Source organism: Sinosporangium siamense (assembly GCF_016863435.1).
In the GTDB taxonomy this organism is placed as follows: domain Bacteria; phylum Actinomycetota; class Actinomycetes; order Streptosporangiales; family Streptosporangiaceae; genus Sinosporangium; species Sinosporangium siamense.
This window is the reverse complement of sequence record NZ_BOOW01000029.1, coordinates 85983-103140: the sequence shown is the minus strand read 5'-3', so window position 1 is coordinate 103140 and position 17158 is coordinate 85983. Positions and strand designations below refer to the sequence as shown.

Below are 17158 nucleotides of genomic sequence, written 5' to 3'. Positions count from 1 at the left end.
CGTCGCAGGTCGGCCGGGCGTGACCGGGGCATCACGCCTGGTCGCGATGGCGTGACCCGCGAGCGGCTAGACTTCTGCGATCATGACGCTCCGCAAACACGCCAGGCCCGCCAGGCCGCCGAAGCCGTCCACGCCGCGGCGGGCGGAGCAAGGGGGCGGCCTGGGCCGCGATCCGCTGGTCACCAGGCGCAACGCCCGGTTCCAGCAGTGGCAGGCACTGCTGGAAAACCGCACCAAGCGCCTGCGGGCGGGCGAGTTCCTCGTGCAGGGTGTGCGCCCGATCGAGCTGGCGATCGAGCTCGACTGGCCGGTGCGCACGCTGCTCTACGACGCCGACCGCAGGTTGTCGGCATGGGCGGCCGACACTCTCGAACGCGTGGCCGCCCCGCGCGTGGCGCTGGCCGGGGAGCTGATGGCCGAGCTGGGCGGCAAGTCCGAGGAGGCGCCCGAGCTGCTCGCCGTGGTCGAGATGCCCGCCGACGACCTCTCACGCATCCCGGTCGGCCCCTCCTTCCTGGGGGTGGTGTTCGACCGGCCCACCGGTCCAGGCAACATCGGCACGCTGGTGCGCTCCGTCGACGCGTTCGGCGGGCACGGCGTGATCGTCACCGGGCACGCGGCCGACCCCTACGACCCGAAGTCGGTGCGCGCCTCCACCGGGTCGCTGTTCGCGGTGCCCGTCGTGCGGGTGCCCTCCCACCGCGAGGTGCTCGCTTGGGTGGCGGAGGTGCGGGCGGGCGGGGTGCCGCTGGCGGTCGTCGGCACCGACGAGCACGGCGCCGTCGACGTCGCCGGCCACCCGCTGACCGGCCCCACCCTGCTGCTCGTCGGCAACGAGACGGCCGGGCTGAGCGCCGGCTGGCGCGAGGCGTGCGACACGACGGTGCGGATCCCCATCACCGGCTCGGCCAGCTCGCTTAACGCCGCCAACGCCGCCACCGTGGTCCTTTACGAGGCCGTGCGCCAGCGCGCCGCCGCCCCGCGTTTCCCGCGAGAGGGCGGAGGGTAGCCTCCAAGATCAGGCGCATGCGCTCCGGCCCGGCGGCTCGGGGGGGTCTTCACGGTCAAGCGCGTGCGCCTCCCGCACCGATCGGCACGTGAGGGGACCCCTGGCCCGATGGACACGCTTCCGTTCGACCTGCCCGGCAGGTTCTGGCGCGGCAACCTGCACACCCACTCCGACATGTCGGACGGCAAGCTTCCACCCGCCGAGGTGGCCGAGCTCTATCACGATCAAGGCTACGACTTTCTCTCGATCACCGACCACTTCCGCGAGCGCTACGGGTTTCCCGTCACCGACACCCGCCCGCTGCGCACCGAGGGCTTCACGACGATCATCGGCGCCGAACTGCACGCCCCCGGCCACGAGTTCTCCGACGACTGGCACATCGTCGCCGTCGGCCTGCCGTTCGACTTCGCGCGTCCGGCGGAGGGCGAGACCGCACCTGAGCTCGCCCGCCGGGCGCGGGCGGCGGGCGCCTGGATCGGCATGGCGCATCCGGCGGCGGCGCTGCTCACCGTGGACGACGCCGAGCGGCTCGACGCGGCCCACGCGGTGGAGTGCTACAACGTGCTGGCCACACGGGAGGACCGCGGCGACAGCTGGCACTTCTACGACATGCTGGTGGGCCGTGGCGCCCGCCTGCACGCCTACGCCGCCGACGACGCCCACTTCAGCGGCCACGGCCCGGCGGCCTTCGGCGCCTGGGTGCAGGTGCGCGCCGAGCGCCTCGACCCCGCCGAACTGCTGGCGGCGCTGAAGGCCGGGAAATACTACTCAAGCACCGGCCCCGAACTGCACCATGTTGCCTTCGACGGCGACCACCTCGTGGTGCGCACCTCACCCGCGAGTGTCGTCATGGTGTCGGGGGGCGTGCCGGCCCCGGCGGTGGCCGAGGGCGACGAGCGCACGGAGTGGCGGTTGCCGCTGGCGAGGCTGCAGAACAGCCCGTTCCTCCGGGTCACGGTGGGCGACGCCGCGGGGGGACGCGCATGGAGCAACCCGGTGTGGCTCGACCGCTGACAGGGCGTTTCCGGAGCCGACCCCTCGACCGGCCAGACCCCTGCCGCCGTCCGCGCCCTCGCGCGACGAGCCACAGCGGCCCGGGAACACGCCACCGGCACGCGGCTTCTCCCGCGCGGCTGTGCCGTACTCGCCTGGGCCGGGTGCCTGTGGGGCGGCGTCTGTGGTTGTAGACACAGCAGTGTCCCCACGCCCGAAGAGAGCAGGCGTGGGGACACGGAGGAAACTGCACTGCCCGAGGCAGTGTGCGCTTGGTCAGAGAGCCGTGCAGACGACAAAGGCCCTGATGCTCTCGTTCACCGTGTTGGTGTTCGTGCCGCGTATGGACCAGGTGTTGCCGCTCGCGAAGGAGTCGGTGAAGAAGATCCGGAAGGCGCTGGTCGTGCCGCCGCCACCGGTGGGCACCTGACCCGCCGGACAGGACACGCTGGCCGTCAGGTTCTGGTTGGGCGGCACGGTGACAAACGTGCCGAAGAAGATCGGGTGCGGGGCCCGCAGCGCGGCGCCGGCCGCGGCAGGCCTGTCGTCGCCGTCGTCCGCGGCGGCTGCGGCGGCAGGGCCGCCGATAAGAACCGCGGCGGCGGCAAGGGCACTCAGAGCAAAGGGAGTCGTACGAGCCATCGTGGCCTCCTGTTATGAGGACTGCCGCCACCCTTGACGGAGGCGGAGATTCCGACTCCGAGGCTACACAGTGTAGATCGATAGCTACAGAACGTAAGTGTGGTGTGTTGGGGGCGCTGCGGAGTGGTAGCTTGCCCTCTTTCCTGCGTGTCCCTGAACTTGTCGCCTCAAGTGCCCAGATAGCGGAGAACGGCCAGCACGCGGCGGCTGTAGCCGGTGGTGTGGGACAGGTCGAGTTTGTCGAAGATGGCGTTCACGTGTTTCTCCACGGCGCTCTGCGAGACGTGCAGATGCTGGGCGATCAAGGCGTTGGTGTGGCCCTGCGCCATGTGGTCGAGCACGTCCTTCTCGCGGGGGGTGAGCCTGGCGATCGGGTCATGATGGGTGGTCCGGGCGAGCAGCTGCCGCACCACCTCAGGATCGAAGGCCGCACCTCCCGCCGCCACCCGCTCCAGCGCGTCGACGAACTCGCCGACCTGCGCCACCCGGTCCTTGAGCAGGTAGCCCACGCCCGCGCTGTCGGAGCCGAGCAGCTCCGTGGCGTAACGCTTCTCCACATATTGCGACAACACCAGCACGCCGATGCCCGGCCAGCGGCGCCGGATCTCCAGCGCCGCCCGCAGCCCCTCGTCGGTGTGTGTCGGCGGCATGCGCACATCGACCACCACCATGTCGGGCCGGTGCGCGGCCACCGCGTGTAGCAGCGCCTCGGCGTCGCTCACGGCGGCCGGAACCTCGTGGCCCTCCTCCGCGAGCAGCAACACGAGTCCCTCGCGCAGCAGCGCCGAGTCCTCGGCCAGGATCACCCGCACGGCAACTCCGCGGTCACCGTGGTCGGGCCGCCCGCCGGGCTGTCCACGTGGAAGCGCCCGTCCAGCGCGGCGACCCGGCGGGCCAGTCCCGACAGCCCGCCTCCGCCCGGATCGGCGCCGCCGCGTCCGTCGTCGCGCACTCTCACCGTGATCGTCTTCTCCTCGTGTGTCACATCTACCTCGATCCGTACGGCACCCGCGTGCTTGGCCGCGTTTGTCACAGCCTCCCGCACCATGAAGTACACCGCCGTCTCCACCACCGCCGGGGGCCTTTCGGCCAGCCCGTATGCCAGCGTGGTCGGCACCCCCGCCCGTTCGGCCACCACCGTCAGCGCCTCACGCAATCCTTGCGTGTCGAGCTCGGTCGGGTAGACCCGCCACGCCACCTGTCGCAACTCGTCCAGCGCCCGCTGCGACTCCTCGTGCGCCTGGCGCAGCAGGTCGTCCCGCAGCTCGGGCGAACGCCCGCGGCGGGCGCGGCCGATCAGCATGGCCAATGCGACGAGGCGCTGCTGCACCCCGTCGTGCAGATCGCGTTCGATACGGCGGCGCTCGGCGTCGACGGCCACCACGATCCCGGCGCGGGTGCGTGCGAGCTCGGCGATGCGGATTTCGAGCATCCGGGTGACACGCGGGCCGAGCGCGCGGGTGGCCAGCATCACGTCGAGGGCGGCGGCGCCGGCGATCCCCATGACGATCAGGAAGAGCACCACGAGGGCGACGACGGTGAAGTAGGCGATGATCCAGCCTTCTGGGGCTATGCCGTCCGGCCTGTGACCTCTGGCCCATCCCCACAGTTGCGTCGTCCCCACCCCGGCTCCCACCGCGAACAGCAGCAGCACCAGGCCGGCCATCGCGCCGACGAGCCATCGCACGGCCAGGTAGCGCACCGCCTGGCCGCCGTCGTAGTCCGCCACCCGGACGTGGGCGATCAGCCTCAGTCGCCTGAGCTCCCAGGCACAGAGGGTTTTGGCCAGGGTGGAGATGAGGTTCCGTGTGCTTCGCCGTACGCGGGGGTGTGCGGTGGACAGGAGGGTCAGCGGCCCCGCGACCAGGAGGAACGCCACCTCGACCGCCGCGCTCACCACCCCCAGAACGGTGGCCGCCAGCACAAGGCCCGCCCAGCGTGCTCCCTTCGCGGGGCCGGTGAGGGCCCTGGGGTCGGGGACGTCGAGCTCACTGCGCAATTCGCTCTGCCTTCTCGGTCTGGGGTTGGATCGGCGACCATCGTAGGCCGCCCCCCTCCCGGGTGGCATATGGCGCACACCCCTACCGACCTGTGGTTTTCCTCAGAATTGGCGAAATAGGCCGATCGGCCTACTATTAGTCCATGCAGTCTGACAGTAGGCCGAGCGGCCGGAAGCGCAACCCGATCATCGAGGAGGCCCGGCGGAGGCAGATCATCGACGCCGCCGTCGAGACGGTCGCGGCCGTCGGTTATGCGCAGGCGTCGTTGTCGCGGATCGCGCAGCACGCTCAGATCAGCAAGAGCGTCGTCTCCTACCACTTCGCCGGCAAGGACGACCTGCTGGAACAGGTCGTGACGCAGATTTACGACGACACGTGGGCGTACATCGAGGCGCGGCTGGCGACCGAAACGACCTCAGCGGGGAAGCTTCACGCCTATATCCAGTCCAACCTCGACTACATGCGGTCTCACCGCTCCCGGCTGCTGGCCGTGGGGGACATTGTTGGCAACCACCGCACAGCGGACGGCACACCGCGCTTCGCCACGATCACTGACGAATCCGTCGTCATGGTGCTGACCGAGATCCTGCGCCAGGGCATTGAGGACGGCGAGTTCCGCGACTTCGACCCCCAGGTGGTCGCCGTGACCGTCGGCCAGGCGCTCATCGGGGCACTCGGCAGGTGGGCGCTGGACCCCGGCGTCGACCTGGGCGTCTATGCCGCCGAGCTGACCGCCCTGTTCGATCACGCCACCCGGAAGTAGGTTCCGATGGGCCTGACCCACAGAGGCGTCTGCTACGACGTCGGCACGAACTACAACACCGGCGGTGCCCTGTCCCGGACCCTGTGGCGGCCCGAGCTGATGCGCCGGGAGATACGCGCCATCCGCGACGACCTGCACGCCAACTCCGTGAGTGTCTTCGGCACCGACCTCGACCGGCTGATGCAGACCGCGGCCGCCGCGCTGGAGAACGGGCTGCACGTGTGGGTGCAACCCCGCCTCATCGACGCCGGTCCGCTGGAGACGCTGGAGCATCTGGCGCGGGCGGCCAAAGCCGCCGAGCTCCTCAGACGGGAACACGGCGCGATCGACCTCAATGTGGGGTGTGAGCTCTCCATCTTCTCGGCCGGCATCATGCCCGGCGCCACCTACGAGCAGCGAACCGGCAAACTGGCCTCGCCGCTGTACTGGCCCCTGTTCCCGTGGTTCAACAGGAAACTGAACCGCTTCCTGAGCCGGGCCGCCGAGGTCGCCAGATCCCACTTCGGCGGCCGCCTCACCTATGGGGCGGGATTGTGGGAAAGGGTGGACTGGAGGCTGTTCGACGTCGTGGGCCTGGATTACTACCGCCTGCGCTACAACCGCTCCGGTTACGTGAAGAAGTTGCGGCGGTTCCACCGGTTCGGCAAACCCGTGGTCGTGGTCGAGTTCGGCTGCGGCGCGTTCGAGGGCACCGTGGACCTGGGCCCCTCCAGCCACACGATCATCGATCACAGCGGACCCGTACCGGTGATCGGCGGGTCCCACGTGAGAGACGAACAGGTCCAGGCCCGCCAGATCGCCGAGTTGATCGGCGTCTACGAGAGGGAGAAAATCCAGGGCGCATATGTCTTCGAGTTCATCGAGCCCTGGCACCCGCACTCCCCCGACCCCCGGCACGACCTGGACATGGCCGGCTACAGCATCGTCAAAGTCACCCCGCACGGCGACGCCTACACCTGGGAACCGAAGGCGGCCTTCCACGAGATCGCCCGACTTTACGGGGAGCATGCCTGATCCGTGAGATCGTCTGGTCAGCGACTCCCCCTACCTACAAAGGCGGTTCGATGACCACTGACCTGCCGTCCAGGCCCTCCGGACGCCGTCCCCGCCCCGAACGGAGTGTCACCGGCCGCGTGCTGACCCTGGGCGGCACGCAGGCGCCGGTGACCACGCTCCGGCTGTCCGCCGAGGACGGGACCGTGCTGGCGGCTGAGCAGGTCGACACCCCGACCGACCGGGTGATCGTCCCGGGTCTGGTCAACGCCCACGCCCACTCGGGGATGGCGGTACTGCGGGGCCTCGGCGACGGGCTTGTCCTTGAGGACTGGCTCGCCGTCGTCATGGCCGCGGAGAACACGCTCACCGAGGACGACATGCGGTGGAGCCTCTCCCTTGCCATGTGCGAGATGATCCGCGGCGGGACGACCGCCTTCGCCGACATGTTCCACTGGACCGAGCCGCTCATCGACACGGTGATCGAGGCCGGGATGCGCGTGTCGGCGGCGCCCGTCGTCTTCGGCCCCGACGACAAGCCTTACGCCGCCGCCGGCGCCCTCGGCTACCCGGCCCAGCTCGACCACACCGAACGCCTCGCCGCCCGCTACGCCGGCGAACCCCTCGTGCAGGTCATGTACGGCCCCCACGCCGTCTACACCAGCGGTGAGGTGATCTTCCGCGACGTCGCCGAACGCGCCGCGCGGAGCGGCCTCGGCATCCACGTCCACCTGTCGGAGACCCCACGCGAGGTCGCCGGCTCCGTCGCCCGCTTCGGCGCGACCCCCATCGCGGTCGCCGCCCGCACCGGACTGCTCGGCCCCGCGACCCTCATCGCGCACGCGACGAAGGCCACCGCCGACGACATCCGCCTGATCGCCGAATCCGGGGCGACCGTCAGCCACAACCCGCAGTCCAACCTCAAACTCGGCTCAGGCATAGCGCCCGTCCGGGCGTTCCTGGACGCGGGCGTGCCTGTGGCGATCGGGACCGACGGGCCCGCCTCGAACGACTCCCTCGACCTGCTGCGCGACCACCGCCTCGCGGTGTCCCTGCAGCGCGGCGTCGCGGAGACCGCCGACGCCTGGGACACCGCCGGCGCCCTCACCGCGATCACCACGACCGGCGCCACCGCACTCGGCTTCACCCCAACGTCCCTCCTCCCCGGCGACCCGGCCGACCTGGTCGTCCTCGACACCTCGTCCGCCCGCGCCCAACCGGTCCACAGCCCTTACGCCTTCGTCGGCTGGGTCGCCACAGCCGCCGACGTCCGCGACGTCTACGTCGCCGGCCGCCCTCTCCTGGCCGACGGTGAACTATGCACCCTTGACGAGGAACGCATCCTCTTCGAAACCCGCCGCATCGCCACCCGCCTCGGCCTCCCCGAACCGTCCCTCTCCTAGCAACGGGTGGCACGAGCCGAACGGCTCGCATGGGAAGCCACCACCGAATCTGAGCCCAGAAAGTATCCTGTGACCCCGATCCGCGACCAAACCATAGCGACAGATTTCAGCGACACACTGGGCTCAGCTGCACTACCGGAGGTCTGCTGAAATTCAAGCTGGAAACACATCGATCCCACCGCCTAGGAGCCGTGGCTTTACGCTGGGGTTCTCATCACCCTTCCGAGGGGTCGCAACTCGTAGTAGACCCAGCCAAAGACGGGGGCGATCGCGTTCTCATCACCCTTCCGAGGGGTCGCAACGCGGTCTCGGGACGCGCGCCCCGCTCGCCCTTCAGGTCCTCATCCCCTTCCGAGGGGTCGCAACATGGGCATGTTGGTCGTGATGTGCTCGACGATGACGGTCCTCATCACCCTTCCAGGGGTCGCAACGTCACGTCTGCTTCCAGCAACGGACCTAGGCGGGCGTCCTCATCGCCCCTCTCCTAGACGCGTGATGAGACCTGTGATCAAGGCTCCCGCTTTCGTACCTGGTGGAGCGGCATAGAGAGGCAGCAAAACGAACGGTTACCGCAGGTGGCGTGAGTGCGGGCATTTGGAACGCGTGGTGGAGACCGCCGGGAGCGTTGAGCAGTTCGAAGACGAGGTTCGTCGGCTATGCGATGAGAGTCAGGATTGGAAACTGGCAGACGAGCATGGGTTGTCCGGAGTGCCTTCGGAGGGTGATCGAGGGTAGGGCGTCCCCTGCGGATCTTCGCGACCTATACCCCCGGCGGCGCCGGAGGCGGCCAGGAATTGTTTGTTGGGGAGGGCGAAGCCCAGCCGTTCGGGAGGGAACGCCACAGAAGATCGGAGAACGCCCCTGAGTGTTGCCCTCCACACGAAGAGGCGCGGGGGTTCGGTAGGGCGCATGCCTGCCGGGTACCGGTCGCCGCTTTAGGCGGGGACATGGAGCTGCTGATGTGCCCGGTGGCGAAGCTCTTGCACGTTGGTCTCGGCGTTCCAGGGGGTCAGTGCGTCGAGTAGGTCCTGCACGTAGGTCAGTGAACGGATGGAGGCGACATGGGAAAGGATGTCCACGGCCCGGTGCCCGTGTTCCAGCCCTTCGTCGAGACGACATGCTTGCAGGTGGGCGCAGCCGACGATGGCGTTGCGCATGCCGTAGGAACGTGTGTAGGTGAGGGCGGGCATGGTGGCCATGTCCTCGAAGCGCATCACCATATGCGGCATCTCAAGGTCGCGGTGGATCTCGGTGGCGTCGGCGGCCAGACGGGCGTGAGTGAAGAAGTCGATCCAGGTCGGGTCGCCATCGTCGGGGTGGGCCTGGCCGAGCAGGGTTTCGGAATGGGCAAGCGCCAGCCCGGCGGCACGGCGGGAGTAGGCACGTCCGTGCAGGCGGGCAGCGCGGGCGTGGGCGCGGGCCTCGACCAGTTTGAAGAACGCCAACGTGCGTCGGGTGGCGTGATCGCGGGAGCGTTCGTAGGCGCCTTGGGCCATATCGATGGCGTCCTCGGCGTGGTCGTTGAGTCCGGCCTATAACGACATCGATGCCAGCACGTAAGCGCCGAGTGGCACATCGCCGGCGGCGCGGGCCAGGCGGAGGGCCTGGATGTAGTGCCGTTGCGCGCCGGCCTGGTCACCGACGTCCCAAGCCGAGTAGCCGGCCAGGCGGCCGAGCTGGGCGGTGGCGCCGAACAGCTCGCGGCCCACGGCGTCGGTGTAGGTGCCTTTCAGCAGCGGGACGGCACGGTCGCGCAGGCACGCGGCCACCAGTAAGGAGCCGGAGGAGCCGCCGCCGTACTTGGAGTCGATGTGGCGGGAGTGCTCGGCCGCGTCGTGGAGTTCGGCGATGTCTGCGGCGCCGACCCGGCGGCCGGGGGCATGGGAGGGCAGGGTGGCGGCGTCGGTGTCGGTGGGCTGGATCAGCCATCGGGTACTGGGCGTGGCGAAGGCCGCGGCGGCGAAGGTGAGGCGGTTGAACGCACGGCGGTTCACCGGATCTCCCAAGATCCACCAGGCTGCTGCGGTGTCGATGGCGCGGGGAAGCTCACGGGGGAAATCCAACCCGATCTCGGGGGAGGTTGTCGCCGGTTGCGGCATGCCGATTTCGGCGACGCTGACGGGGCGGCCGAGCCGTTCGGACAGGGCAGCCGCGATGGCCTGCGGGGTGGGCCAACGTGGGGTCATCCCGGAGATCCAGTTAGTGACCGAGGTGTGCGTGTAGTGCGCGGGCTTTCCCATGGCTTGGCAGTGCTGATTCACCCGCGCGGCCAGGGCCTTGCGGCTGGCACCGGAGACGGCGATCAGCTTTGCCAACGCCCGGTTCGGGGAGTGCCCAGAGGTGCGGGGCACGCTGGGAATGTGTGCGGCCACGACGCCTCCTGGAGGCTCAGCAGTGCGGTCCCACCAACGTGCCAATCACGGTAATGCGGCGGGGGCTGCCTGTGGACCTGCTTGGTGACTTGTGCGCCCCCCTATGTGCCCTCCCGGCCATCCCCCTTCTTCGGTTCCATGGAGGCATCAGCCGATCGATCGAAGGAGGTCGGCGCCACAAAGGGGGAGGTGAGCGCACATGTCCCTGCAGCAGCTTGAGGGTTCAAGCGTCCTCGTCACAGGAGCTGGAGGACTGATCGGCAGCCGTCTGACGGCTCAGTTGCGCCGGATAGGCGCGCGGCCCGTATCCCTATGCAAGATCGACGCCTACCCTCGGCGTGTCTACCACGACCACTTCGGGATCAGCCTGGACGATCCCAATTTCCACGTCGGCGACATCGCCGAACCTGGCGTGGTGGACAGGCTCATCCACGGGTGCGACTACGTGATCCACGCCGCAGCCCTGGCGGACGTGGCGGCATGCACCCGGCGGTCCATGGACGCCATCAAGGCCAATGTCATCGGCACGCAGCGGGTGGTGGAGGCCGCCGTCGCCACGCCGAGCGTGCGCCGGGTGGTGTTCGTTTCTTCCGCGAGCGTGTACGGCAACCAGCCGCCGGGTGAGATGGGGTCGCCCGGTTCGACGAGGACGTGCCGCTGCGGCCGGTGTCGATCTACGGCAGTACCAAGGCATGCGGAGAGTTCCAGACCGCAACAGTCCTGGGCGGGGCCGTCAGATCGTATGCGATCGTCCGCTACTTCTCCGTTTATGGAGAGCCGCAGGTCATTAAGGAGAACAGCCACTCATGGGTGGTGGCCTGGTTCTGCATGCGCGCCGCCCTCGGGCTGCCGCTGCAGCTGAACGGCGGCGGCCACCAGGTACGCGACCTGGTGCATGTGGACGACATCGCCACCGGTACCCTGCACACCCTCATCGAACCCGCTGCGCATAACCAGACCCTCAACCTGGGCACCGGGACCGGCACCACTATCCGGCAGATCGCCGAACTGGTCCGCCGGCACTACCGGGATGCCACCGTTACCGACACGCCCCGGCCGCCCGGCGACCCACTGGGAGGATACGCCTGCACGCGTCGCATGACCGAGCTGCTCGGCTGGCAGCCCAGCATCAGCGTCACCGAGGGCGTCGCTCGATACGCGGGGTGGCTGAAGGAAACCCCCTCGGCCATCCCCGCCTGGCTGCGCCAGCCGGCCGCCGCCTGATCCCGCGCCACGTCGTGCCCGTCACCCGCGGCCCCTTCTTGGAGACACGCCCATGCCAGCCTGGCCGCAGCCCGAGCCCGCCGTTCCGCTCATGGAGTTGGCCCGTCAGCGACGCCTGCCACCGCACCAGGCCATGGACCAGCCCACCCTCACCTGGATCGCCCAGAACCGACCTGCCGAGACGGTCCGCACGATCGCGGTACCCTATCCGCCCGCACCCCTGTTGCCCGAGGTGGCATGGTTCGCCCGAGAGCAGGCCGCCGACGGTATCCATGGTGCACGGCACAATGCCCGGGTGGGCCTCCTGGCTGCTCTGCTGGCCGAGCATCACGATCTGGACGCCGAGCAGAGTGCCGCGCTGCGGCTGGCGGCGGTCGTCCACGACTGCCGTCGCCACGACGACCGGGCCGATCCGGGGCACGGGCAGCGAGCCGCCCACTGGCTGATTCGCCACCACCCGGCCGTCACCGCCTCACTCGACATGCGCCTGTCGGAGGAGGCGGTGACGGCCGCGTGCACCGCCATCGGGCTGCACGATGTCGATTATCCGGAATTCTCGGCCGCCCAGCGTCATGCCTACGAGCAGGCGCCACGCCTGACCGATCTCCTCAAGGCTGCCGACTGCCTCGACCGCTACCGGCTGCCCGCCACCCGCTGGTGGCCCGACCTAGCCCGCCTGCGGGTGAGCGTGCCCGCCTGGATGCACGGTCTCGCCGTCGATCTGATGCTGGCCAGCGAGCAGGCCGGCCTGGATGGTGCCGCACACGACGAAGCCGTCTCCCATGCTCGCGACACCATCTCCCACCTGCCCTAGGAGTCCTCAATCGTGGACCACGACGTCTCCATTCTCGCCGCGCCTGTGGCCGCCGACCCGCTATGGGAGCACGCCCATACCGACTACAGCCGCGGCCACCAGCCGCGCCCCGTCCCTCGCGGCCTGACCGCCGACGACTCCCAGTGGCGTTCCTACCTCCTGCAGCACACCCCAAACGGCTGGCTGCTGGGCGCCGGCTCCCAGCTGGAGACACTGGCCAGCGGCCAGCCGATCTACCTCATGCACACCACCGCCTACCTGGAGGCCATCCGCGCCAGCAGCCAGATCTATCAGGCCCCCGGCTGCATGGTTGGAGCCCTGTACTGCGTCCTGCTCACCCCCGGGCCTTCCGGGCTTCGGCCCCACAATCTGGGGTCCTGGCTGCTGGCGAACAAGTCCCATAGGAACGCCCTGGTTTTCGAGGTCGCGCCCGGCGGACCGGTGCCCGCCAAGGGAATCGACTACCTGCGCCTGGGCAACGTGCATCTGGCCACCTACCAGGACCACCGTGCTTTCCTCACCCCTGCCGAGGACAACCAGCTCCGCAGCTCGGCCGTGCAGCGGATACGGCAAGCCGACAGTGTCCTGGATATGCTGCTCGCCGTCGCGTGCGGGGCCGACACACCACCCGACCGCGTTCTGAACCAGCTCGCCAGTGTGGTGCCGATGGTGCCGTTTCTGGGCTACCTGTACTTCGAGGTGATTTCGGAATACCTGATGCTGCACTCGACCGGCCCGCGAACGCGCGCCTGCGCCGAGGCAGGAGAGATGAATACCCTGCTGTCGAAGGATCTTGCTTTTGCCGCGGTGGACACGATGGGCGAGTTGTTCGACTCGGCGGGACAGAAAGGGCGAAGCGAGGATGACGGTCGGCCGATGCACCCACAGTCTCGAATTCCGAGACGATGTCGTGGTCAAGCGCTACACCTGCTGGGGGCGAGGAGAGCCCCACAGGGAGTGGGAAGTGCTCACCCTGCTCGCTGAACACGCGCCCGATCTGGCGCCCACGCCTGTGGAAGCCGCGCTGGAGGCTGACCCACCCATGATCGTGATGAGCAGGCTGCCCGGCCGCATCCTGCGCGGTGATCACGCGACCGGCGAGCAGATCACGGCGATGGCCGCCGCGCTGAACCGTTTGCACCAGATCCCGCGCCAGGTGGTGGAAAGAGTCGAGCCTGCTTCCTGGAGGCCTGCGGCAGCCGTGGACAAGACCCGCGCCTGGGCCAACAAGCAGCCCGACCTCGGCCATGACCCCCTCGTGCGGGAGGCGTTCCGAGCGGGGGTCGCCTGGCTGGCCTCCAGCGCTCCCGATCAACTCATCTCGAACCCTCTGCCACCCGTCCTCGGGCTGGCGGACGGCAACCATGCCAACTACCTGTGGGACGACCACGAGCGCCGCGTGCGTCTGATCGACTGGGAAGACTCTGGCCGCAGCGACCGGGCTTTCGAGATGGGCGAGGTCTGCGAGCACATCTCCCGCATCGACGGTGTTCTGGACGCTGAGCAGTTGCTGGCCTGCATCGACCTGGCCCCAGGTGAAGCCGAACGGGTACGCGACGTCCGCCGTCTGATCGCGTTGGGCTGGTTTCTCCAACTCGGCCCCGATGGACCGGCGACACCCCATAACCCGGCAGGCACCCTGGAACGCCAGGCCCACAGGGTTCTTCAATTACTCGGCTGAAAGAGTCTCTTCCGGGTTCCCGGCCCGCGCAGGCCAGCCGGGAAGCGGTGATCATGAACCCCGGCCAGGGCAAGGCGGCCAGTTGAACGGCAAGTTCCGGGTGGTCACTCGGGCACGGCCACGGCCCGGATCGATACGTCGGCAGGCGTCAGGGGGAAATACCGGGTCAGATCTTCGCGGCCAATATCCGGGAACGAGCGAAGCCGCTTAGGTGGTCCCGCCGTGGAATCGGCCAGGCATGCGGGCCTTCGGCGTACTCTCCCCCATGTCACCCCTCGGGGGGACACGACCTGCTCCGCGACCACCGCCTCGCGGTGTCCCTGCAGCGCGGCGTCGCGGAGACCGCGGACGCCTGGGACACCGCCGGCGCCCTGACCGCGGTCACCACGACCGGCGCCGTCGCCCTCGGCTTCACCCCGACAGCCCTCCTCCCCGGCGACCCGGCCGACCTGGTCGTACTCGACACCTCGTCCGCTCGCGCCCAGCCGGTCCACAGCCCGTACGCCTTTGTCGGCTGGGTAGCCACAGCGGCCGACGTCCGCGACGTCTATGTCGCCGGCCGTGCTTTGCTCCTGGACGGCGAACTGCGCACCCTTGACGAGGAACGCATCCTCTTCGAAACCCGCCGCATCGTCACCCGCCTCGGCCTCCCCGAACCGTCCCTCTCCTAACAATGGGTGGTACGAGCCGAACGGCTCGCGTGGGAAGCCACCGGATCCGAGCCCGGAGGTATCCTGTGACCCCGCTCCTCGACCAAACCGTAGCGACAGATTTCAGCGACACACCGGGCTCAGTTGCACTATCGGAGGTCTGCTGAAATTCAGGCTGGAAACGCATCGATCCCACCGCCTAGGAGCAGCGGCTTTACCCTGGGGTCCTCATCACCCCTCCGAGGGGTCGCAACCAGTAGGGCGGGTTGTGCCAGCGGTGGTCGCCGACGCGTCCTCATCACCCCTCCGAGGGGTCGCAACCCCGCCTTGACCAGTTCCGCCGTCCCTTCCAGGATCGCGTCCTCATCACCCCTCCGAGGGGGCGCAACCCGACGATCAGTTCAGCGCCACGGGTCCGCGTCGGCTCCTCATCGCGCCTCCGAGGGGTCGCAACTTGCTGGCCGGGGCGAGTGAATGCAGTACGCGTAGGTCTCCGTCACCCCGGAGATCCTCGTCCTCTGCCATGGCAGGCCGATCGCCGACCTGGACGATGTGCGCCCCATCCAGCGGAAGACCTCCGGGTCGCGGGCTTCTTCGGCGCCTCGTTCATGGAGTGTCTCCCCGCCGAGCGCGCCATCGCCGACCCTGAAGGACCCCGACGAAGGAACGCCCCATGCACCGCATGCCGAGGCGCCACGCCGCAGGCACTACAGCCGGGTGTTCCCGCTCGGGGGACTTCGGTCACACCGGCTCAAGCGCCGTCAAGCGGTAGTGAGCGGAGGGCGTTGGCGGTGAAGTCGTCGAGGGGATAGAAGAGTTCGATCGCCAGCTCCGACAGTGTGACGTCGGCTGGGGCGCCGAAGGTGGCCATGGTGCTGAACATCGCCAGTTCGCCGTATGGGGTGCGGATTCTCAAGGGCACCTGGATGGGGCTCGGCCGGTGGAGTGAGGCTCCATCGTGATGCGTGTCCTCATGACCCGATGGCGCGGGATAGGCGGAGACCTCCTCGTAGAGAAGGCGGAGCTCGGTGTCTCCCGTGGCGTTGACCTGGCGCGACAACCGTTCGAGGAAGAACTCCCGAACTTCGCTCAGGTTGGCCAGCCGTGCGGCCAGACCGTCGGGGTGAAGTGCCAGCCGGAACACGTTGGGTTGGTGCTCCAGCAGGTGCGCCGGAATGCCGTCCATGAGCACGCCCATGGAGCGGTTGCCCAGCAGAACGTTCCAGAGGCGGTCGACCACGACGGCGGGGTAGGGCTCATGCGCCGTCAGCATGGTGTCCAGCGCGGAGCGGATCGAGCCCATGTAGTCGTCGTCGAGGTCGCTCTCCCGGTAGGCCGGGGCATAGTCGGCGGCCAGCAGCAGGGTGTTGCGCTCGCGTAGCGGCACATCGAGTGCGGTCGACAGGCGCAGCAGCATCGGGCGGCTTGGGCGGGCGCGGCCGGTCTCCATGTAAGACAGGTGCCGCGCCGAGATGTCGGCCAGGTTGGCCAGATCGAGCTGGCTGAGCCTGCGGCGCTGCCTCCATTCCCGCAGTAAGGCCCCGAGCCGGGACGGCTGTTGCACATCCATGGCGATGAGGATAGGCCACCACCAGGTGGGCGATGCCATGACCTCTGACGTTATTGAGCTCATAACCGTTGCGATGGCATGGTCTTCTTCCAACAAAGTTCACTGCGAAGGAGATCCATATGAGTACGCCGACCGGGACCAGGAGGCCCCTGGAGACCGACAACGCAGGGCCACTGCGCACAGTTCTGCGGATCGACGGGTGGAGCACCGGCGTTTTCGGCGTGGTCATGCTCGCCGCCGCCCAGCCGCTCAGCGGCCCGCTCGGCCTGCCGACCGCGTGGTCCATCCCGTTCGGCGTGGCCATGCTGGGTGGTGCCGCGGTGCTCGGTCTCATCGCCGGCTACCCGCGGATCCCTGCGCGATACGCGGCGTACGTCGTGGCGGGCAACACGCTGTCGTGTGTGGCGCTGCTGGTTCTGGTGTTCGCCGATGTGATCCCTCTGACCGGCTTGGGGACCGCCTTTCTACTGACCGGCGCGCTCGTAGTCGCCGTCTACGCCGGGCTGGAGTTCGCCGGGCTCCGACGGCTGCAGACGAGGTGAGGGCGACGGCCGACGCCGGCGCGATTCTCTACATCAACGAAGTACCCTCCTCCGTGTCACTCCACGGGGGGACACGGCCTGCCGCGTAGTACCCCGGTGAGGGGGTGAAGTGCCGGATCAGATCTTCGTGGCCAATGTCCGGGAACGAGCGAAGCCGCTTAGGTGGTTCCGTCGTGGAATCGGCCAGGCATGCGGGCCTTCGGCGTACTCTCCCCCAATGTCACCCTGCGGGGAGACACCACGGCCTGCTCCGCGACCGCCGAAGCCTGGGACACCACCGGCGCCCTGACCGCCGTCATCTCGGCCGGCGCCACCGCCATCGGCTTCACCCCGACTTCCCTCCTCCCCGGCGACCCGGCCGACCTGGTCGTACTCGACACCTCGTCCGCTCGCGCCCAGCCGGTCCACAGCCCTTACGCCTTCGGCGGCTGAGTCGCCACAGCCGCCGACGTCCGCGACGTCTACGCCGCCGGTCGCGCCCTGCTCCTGGACGGCGAACTGC

The 17158-nt window shown here is 68.9% G+C and carries 15 protein-coding genes and 3 pseudogenes; 13 read left to right on the top strand and 5 right to left on the bottom strand.

All coding sequences use genetic code 11. The annotated features are described in order from the left end of the window. Nucleotides 1-82 precede the first annotated feature (82 nt). Complete coding sequence (locus Ssi02_RS22645) at nucleotides 83-1009, top strand: TrmH family RNA methyltransferase (protein WP_204028869.1); 927 nt, start codon at nucleotides 83-85, stop codon at nucleotides 1007-1009. 108 nt (nucleotides 1010-1117) lie between these two features. After that, nucleotides 1118-2023 carry a PHP domain-containing protein gene (locus Ssi02_RS22640; RefSeq protein WP_204028868.1) on the top strand — a complete coding sequence of 302 codons (906 nt, stop codon included), beginning with the start codon at nucleotides 1118-1120 and terminating at the stop codon, nucleotides 2021-2023. A 255-nt stretch (nucleotides 2024-2278) separates the two neighbouring features. Here the strand turns inward: Ssi02_RS22640 and Ssi02_RS22635 are convergent, their stop codons facing one another. The 3 genes from Ssi02_RS22635 to Ssi02_RS22625 all read right to left on the bottom strand — a co-directional run bounded on the left by Ssi02_RS22635 (nucleotide 2279) and on the right by Ssi02_RS22625 (nucleotide 4643). Then, on the bottom strand, nucleotides 2279-2644 hold the full coding sequence (locus tag Ssi02_RS22635) for a hypothetical protein (RefSeq protein ID WP_204028866.1): 366 nt from the start codon (nucleotides 2642-2644) through the stop codon (nucleotides 2279-2281). A gap of 167 nt (nucleotides 2645-2811) precedes the next feature. Beyond that, nucleotides 2812-3456, bottom strand: a complete 645-nt coding sequence (locus tag Ssi02_RS22630; protein WP_204028863.1) for a response regulator — start codon at nucleotides 3454-3456, stop codon at nucleotides 2812-2814. Continuing rightward, entirely contained in the window at nucleotides 3447-4643 is a 1197-nt protein-coding gene (locus Ssi02_RS22625) for a sensor histidine kinase (RefSeq protein ID WP_239129397.1), read from the bottom strand. The genes Ssi02_RS22630 and Ssi02_RS22625 overlap by 10 nt, the downstream gene beginning before the upstream one ends. Before the next feature lie 143 nt (nucleotides 4644-4786). Here Ssi02_RS22625 and Ssi02_RS22620 point away from each other — a divergent pair, with 143 nt between their 5' ends. The 3 genes from Ssi02_RS22620 to Ssi02_RS22610 are packed head-to-tail and all read left to right on the top strand — an operon-like array spanning nucleotide 4787 to nucleotide 7803. Beyond that, nucleotides 4787-5407 carry a TetR/AcrR family transcriptional regulator gene (locus Ssi02_RS22620; RefSeq protein WP_204028860.1) on the top strand — a complete coding sequence of 207 codons (621 nt, stop codon included), beginning with the start codon at nucleotides 4787-4789 and terminating at the stop codon, nucleotides 5405-5407. A gap of 6 nt (nucleotides 5408-5413) precedes the next feature. After that, entirely contained in the window at nucleotides 5414-6421 is a 1008-nt protein-coding gene (locus tag Ssi02_RS22615; protein ID WP_204028859.1) for a glycoside hydrolase family 113 protein, read from the top strand. Nucleotides 6422-6471: 50 nt separating this feature from the next. Further along, a complete protein-coding gene (locus Ssi02_RS22610) occupies nucleotides 6472-7803 on the top strand; it encodes an amidohydrolase family protein (protein WP_204028858.1) in 1332 nt (443 codons plus the stop codon). Between the two features lie 935 nt (nucleotides 7804-8738). Here Ssi02_RS22610 and Ssi02_RS40165 read toward each other — a convergent pair. After that, a pseudogene (locus tag Ssi02_RS40165) lies at nucleotides 8739-10154 on the bottom strand (NsdA family TPR-like regulatory protein). A gap of 220 nt (nucleotides 10155-10374) precedes the next feature. Between Ssi02_RS40165 and Ssi02_RS39870 the strand changes: the two are divergent. The 6 genes and pseudogenes from Ssi02_RS39870 to Ssi02_RS22575 form a co-directional block, all read left to right on the top strand. Continuing rightward, nucleotides 10375-10785: pseudogene (locus tag Ssi02_RS39870) on the top strand (NAD-dependent epimerase/dehydratase family protein); the annotation flags it as partial. 38 nt (nucleotides 10786-10823) lie between these two features. Then, nucleotides 10824-11399: pseudogene (locus Ssi02_RS39395) on the top strand (NAD-dependent epimerase/dehydratase family protein); the annotation flags it as partial. A 52-nt stretch (nucleotides 11400-11451) separates the two neighbouring features. After that, on the top strand, nucleotides 11452-12213 hold the full coding sequence (locus tag Ssi02_RS22590; protein ID WP_204028848.1) for an HD domain-containing protein: 762 nt from the start codon (nucleotides 11452-11454) through the stop codon (nucleotides 12211-12213). A gap of 12 nt (nucleotides 12214-12225) precedes the next feature. Beyond that, entirely contained in the window at nucleotides 12226-13197 is a 972-nt protein-coding gene (locus Ssi02_RS22585; protein ID WP_204028846.1) for a hypothetical protein, read from the top strand. Next, nucleotides 13178-13894 carry an aminoglycoside phosphotransferase family protein gene (locus Ssi02_RS22580; protein ID WP_204028844.1) on the top strand — a complete coding sequence of 239 codons (717 nt, stop codon included), beginning with the start codon at nucleotides 13178-13180 and terminating at the stop codon, nucleotides 13892-13894. The genes Ssi02_RS22585 and Ssi02_RS22580 overlap by 20 nt, the downstream gene beginning before the upstream one ends. Nucleotides 13895-14208: 314 nt before the next feature. Next, entirely contained in the window at nucleotides 14209-14565 is a 357-nt protein-coding gene (locus Ssi02_RS22575; protein WP_204028842.1) for an amidohydrolase family protein, read from the top strand. 730 nt (nucleotides 14566-15295) lie between these two features. Here the strand turns inward: Ssi02_RS22575 and Ssi02_RS22570 are convergent. Beyond that, nucleotides 15296-16153: a helix-turn-helix domain-containing protein gene (locus Ssi02_RS22570; protein WP_239129394.1), complete on the bottom strand. Its 858-nt coding sequence runs from the start codon at nucleotides 16151-16153 to the stop codon at nucleotides 15296-15298. 80 nt (nucleotides 16154-16233) lie between these two features. On the opposite strand from Ssi02_RS22570, the gene Ssi02_RS22565 reads away from it, so the two are divergent. Together Ssi02_RS22565 and Ssi02_RS22560 are read left to right on the top strand one after the other, a co-directional pair. After that, complete coding sequence (locus Ssi02_RS22565; protein WP_204028840.1) at nucleotides 16234-16656, top strand: hypothetical protein; 423 nt, start codon at nucleotides 16234-16236, stop codon at nucleotides 16654-16656. A 189-nt stretch (nucleotides 16657-16845) separates the two neighbouring features. Then, nucleotides 16846-17088 carry a hypothetical protein gene (locus tag Ssi02_RS22560; RefSeq protein WP_204028838.1) on the top strand — a complete coding sequence of 81 codons (243 nt, stop codon included), beginning with the start codon at nucleotides 16846-16848 and terminating at the stop codon, nucleotides 17086-17088. Nucleotides 17089-17158: the final 70 nt, after the last annotated feature.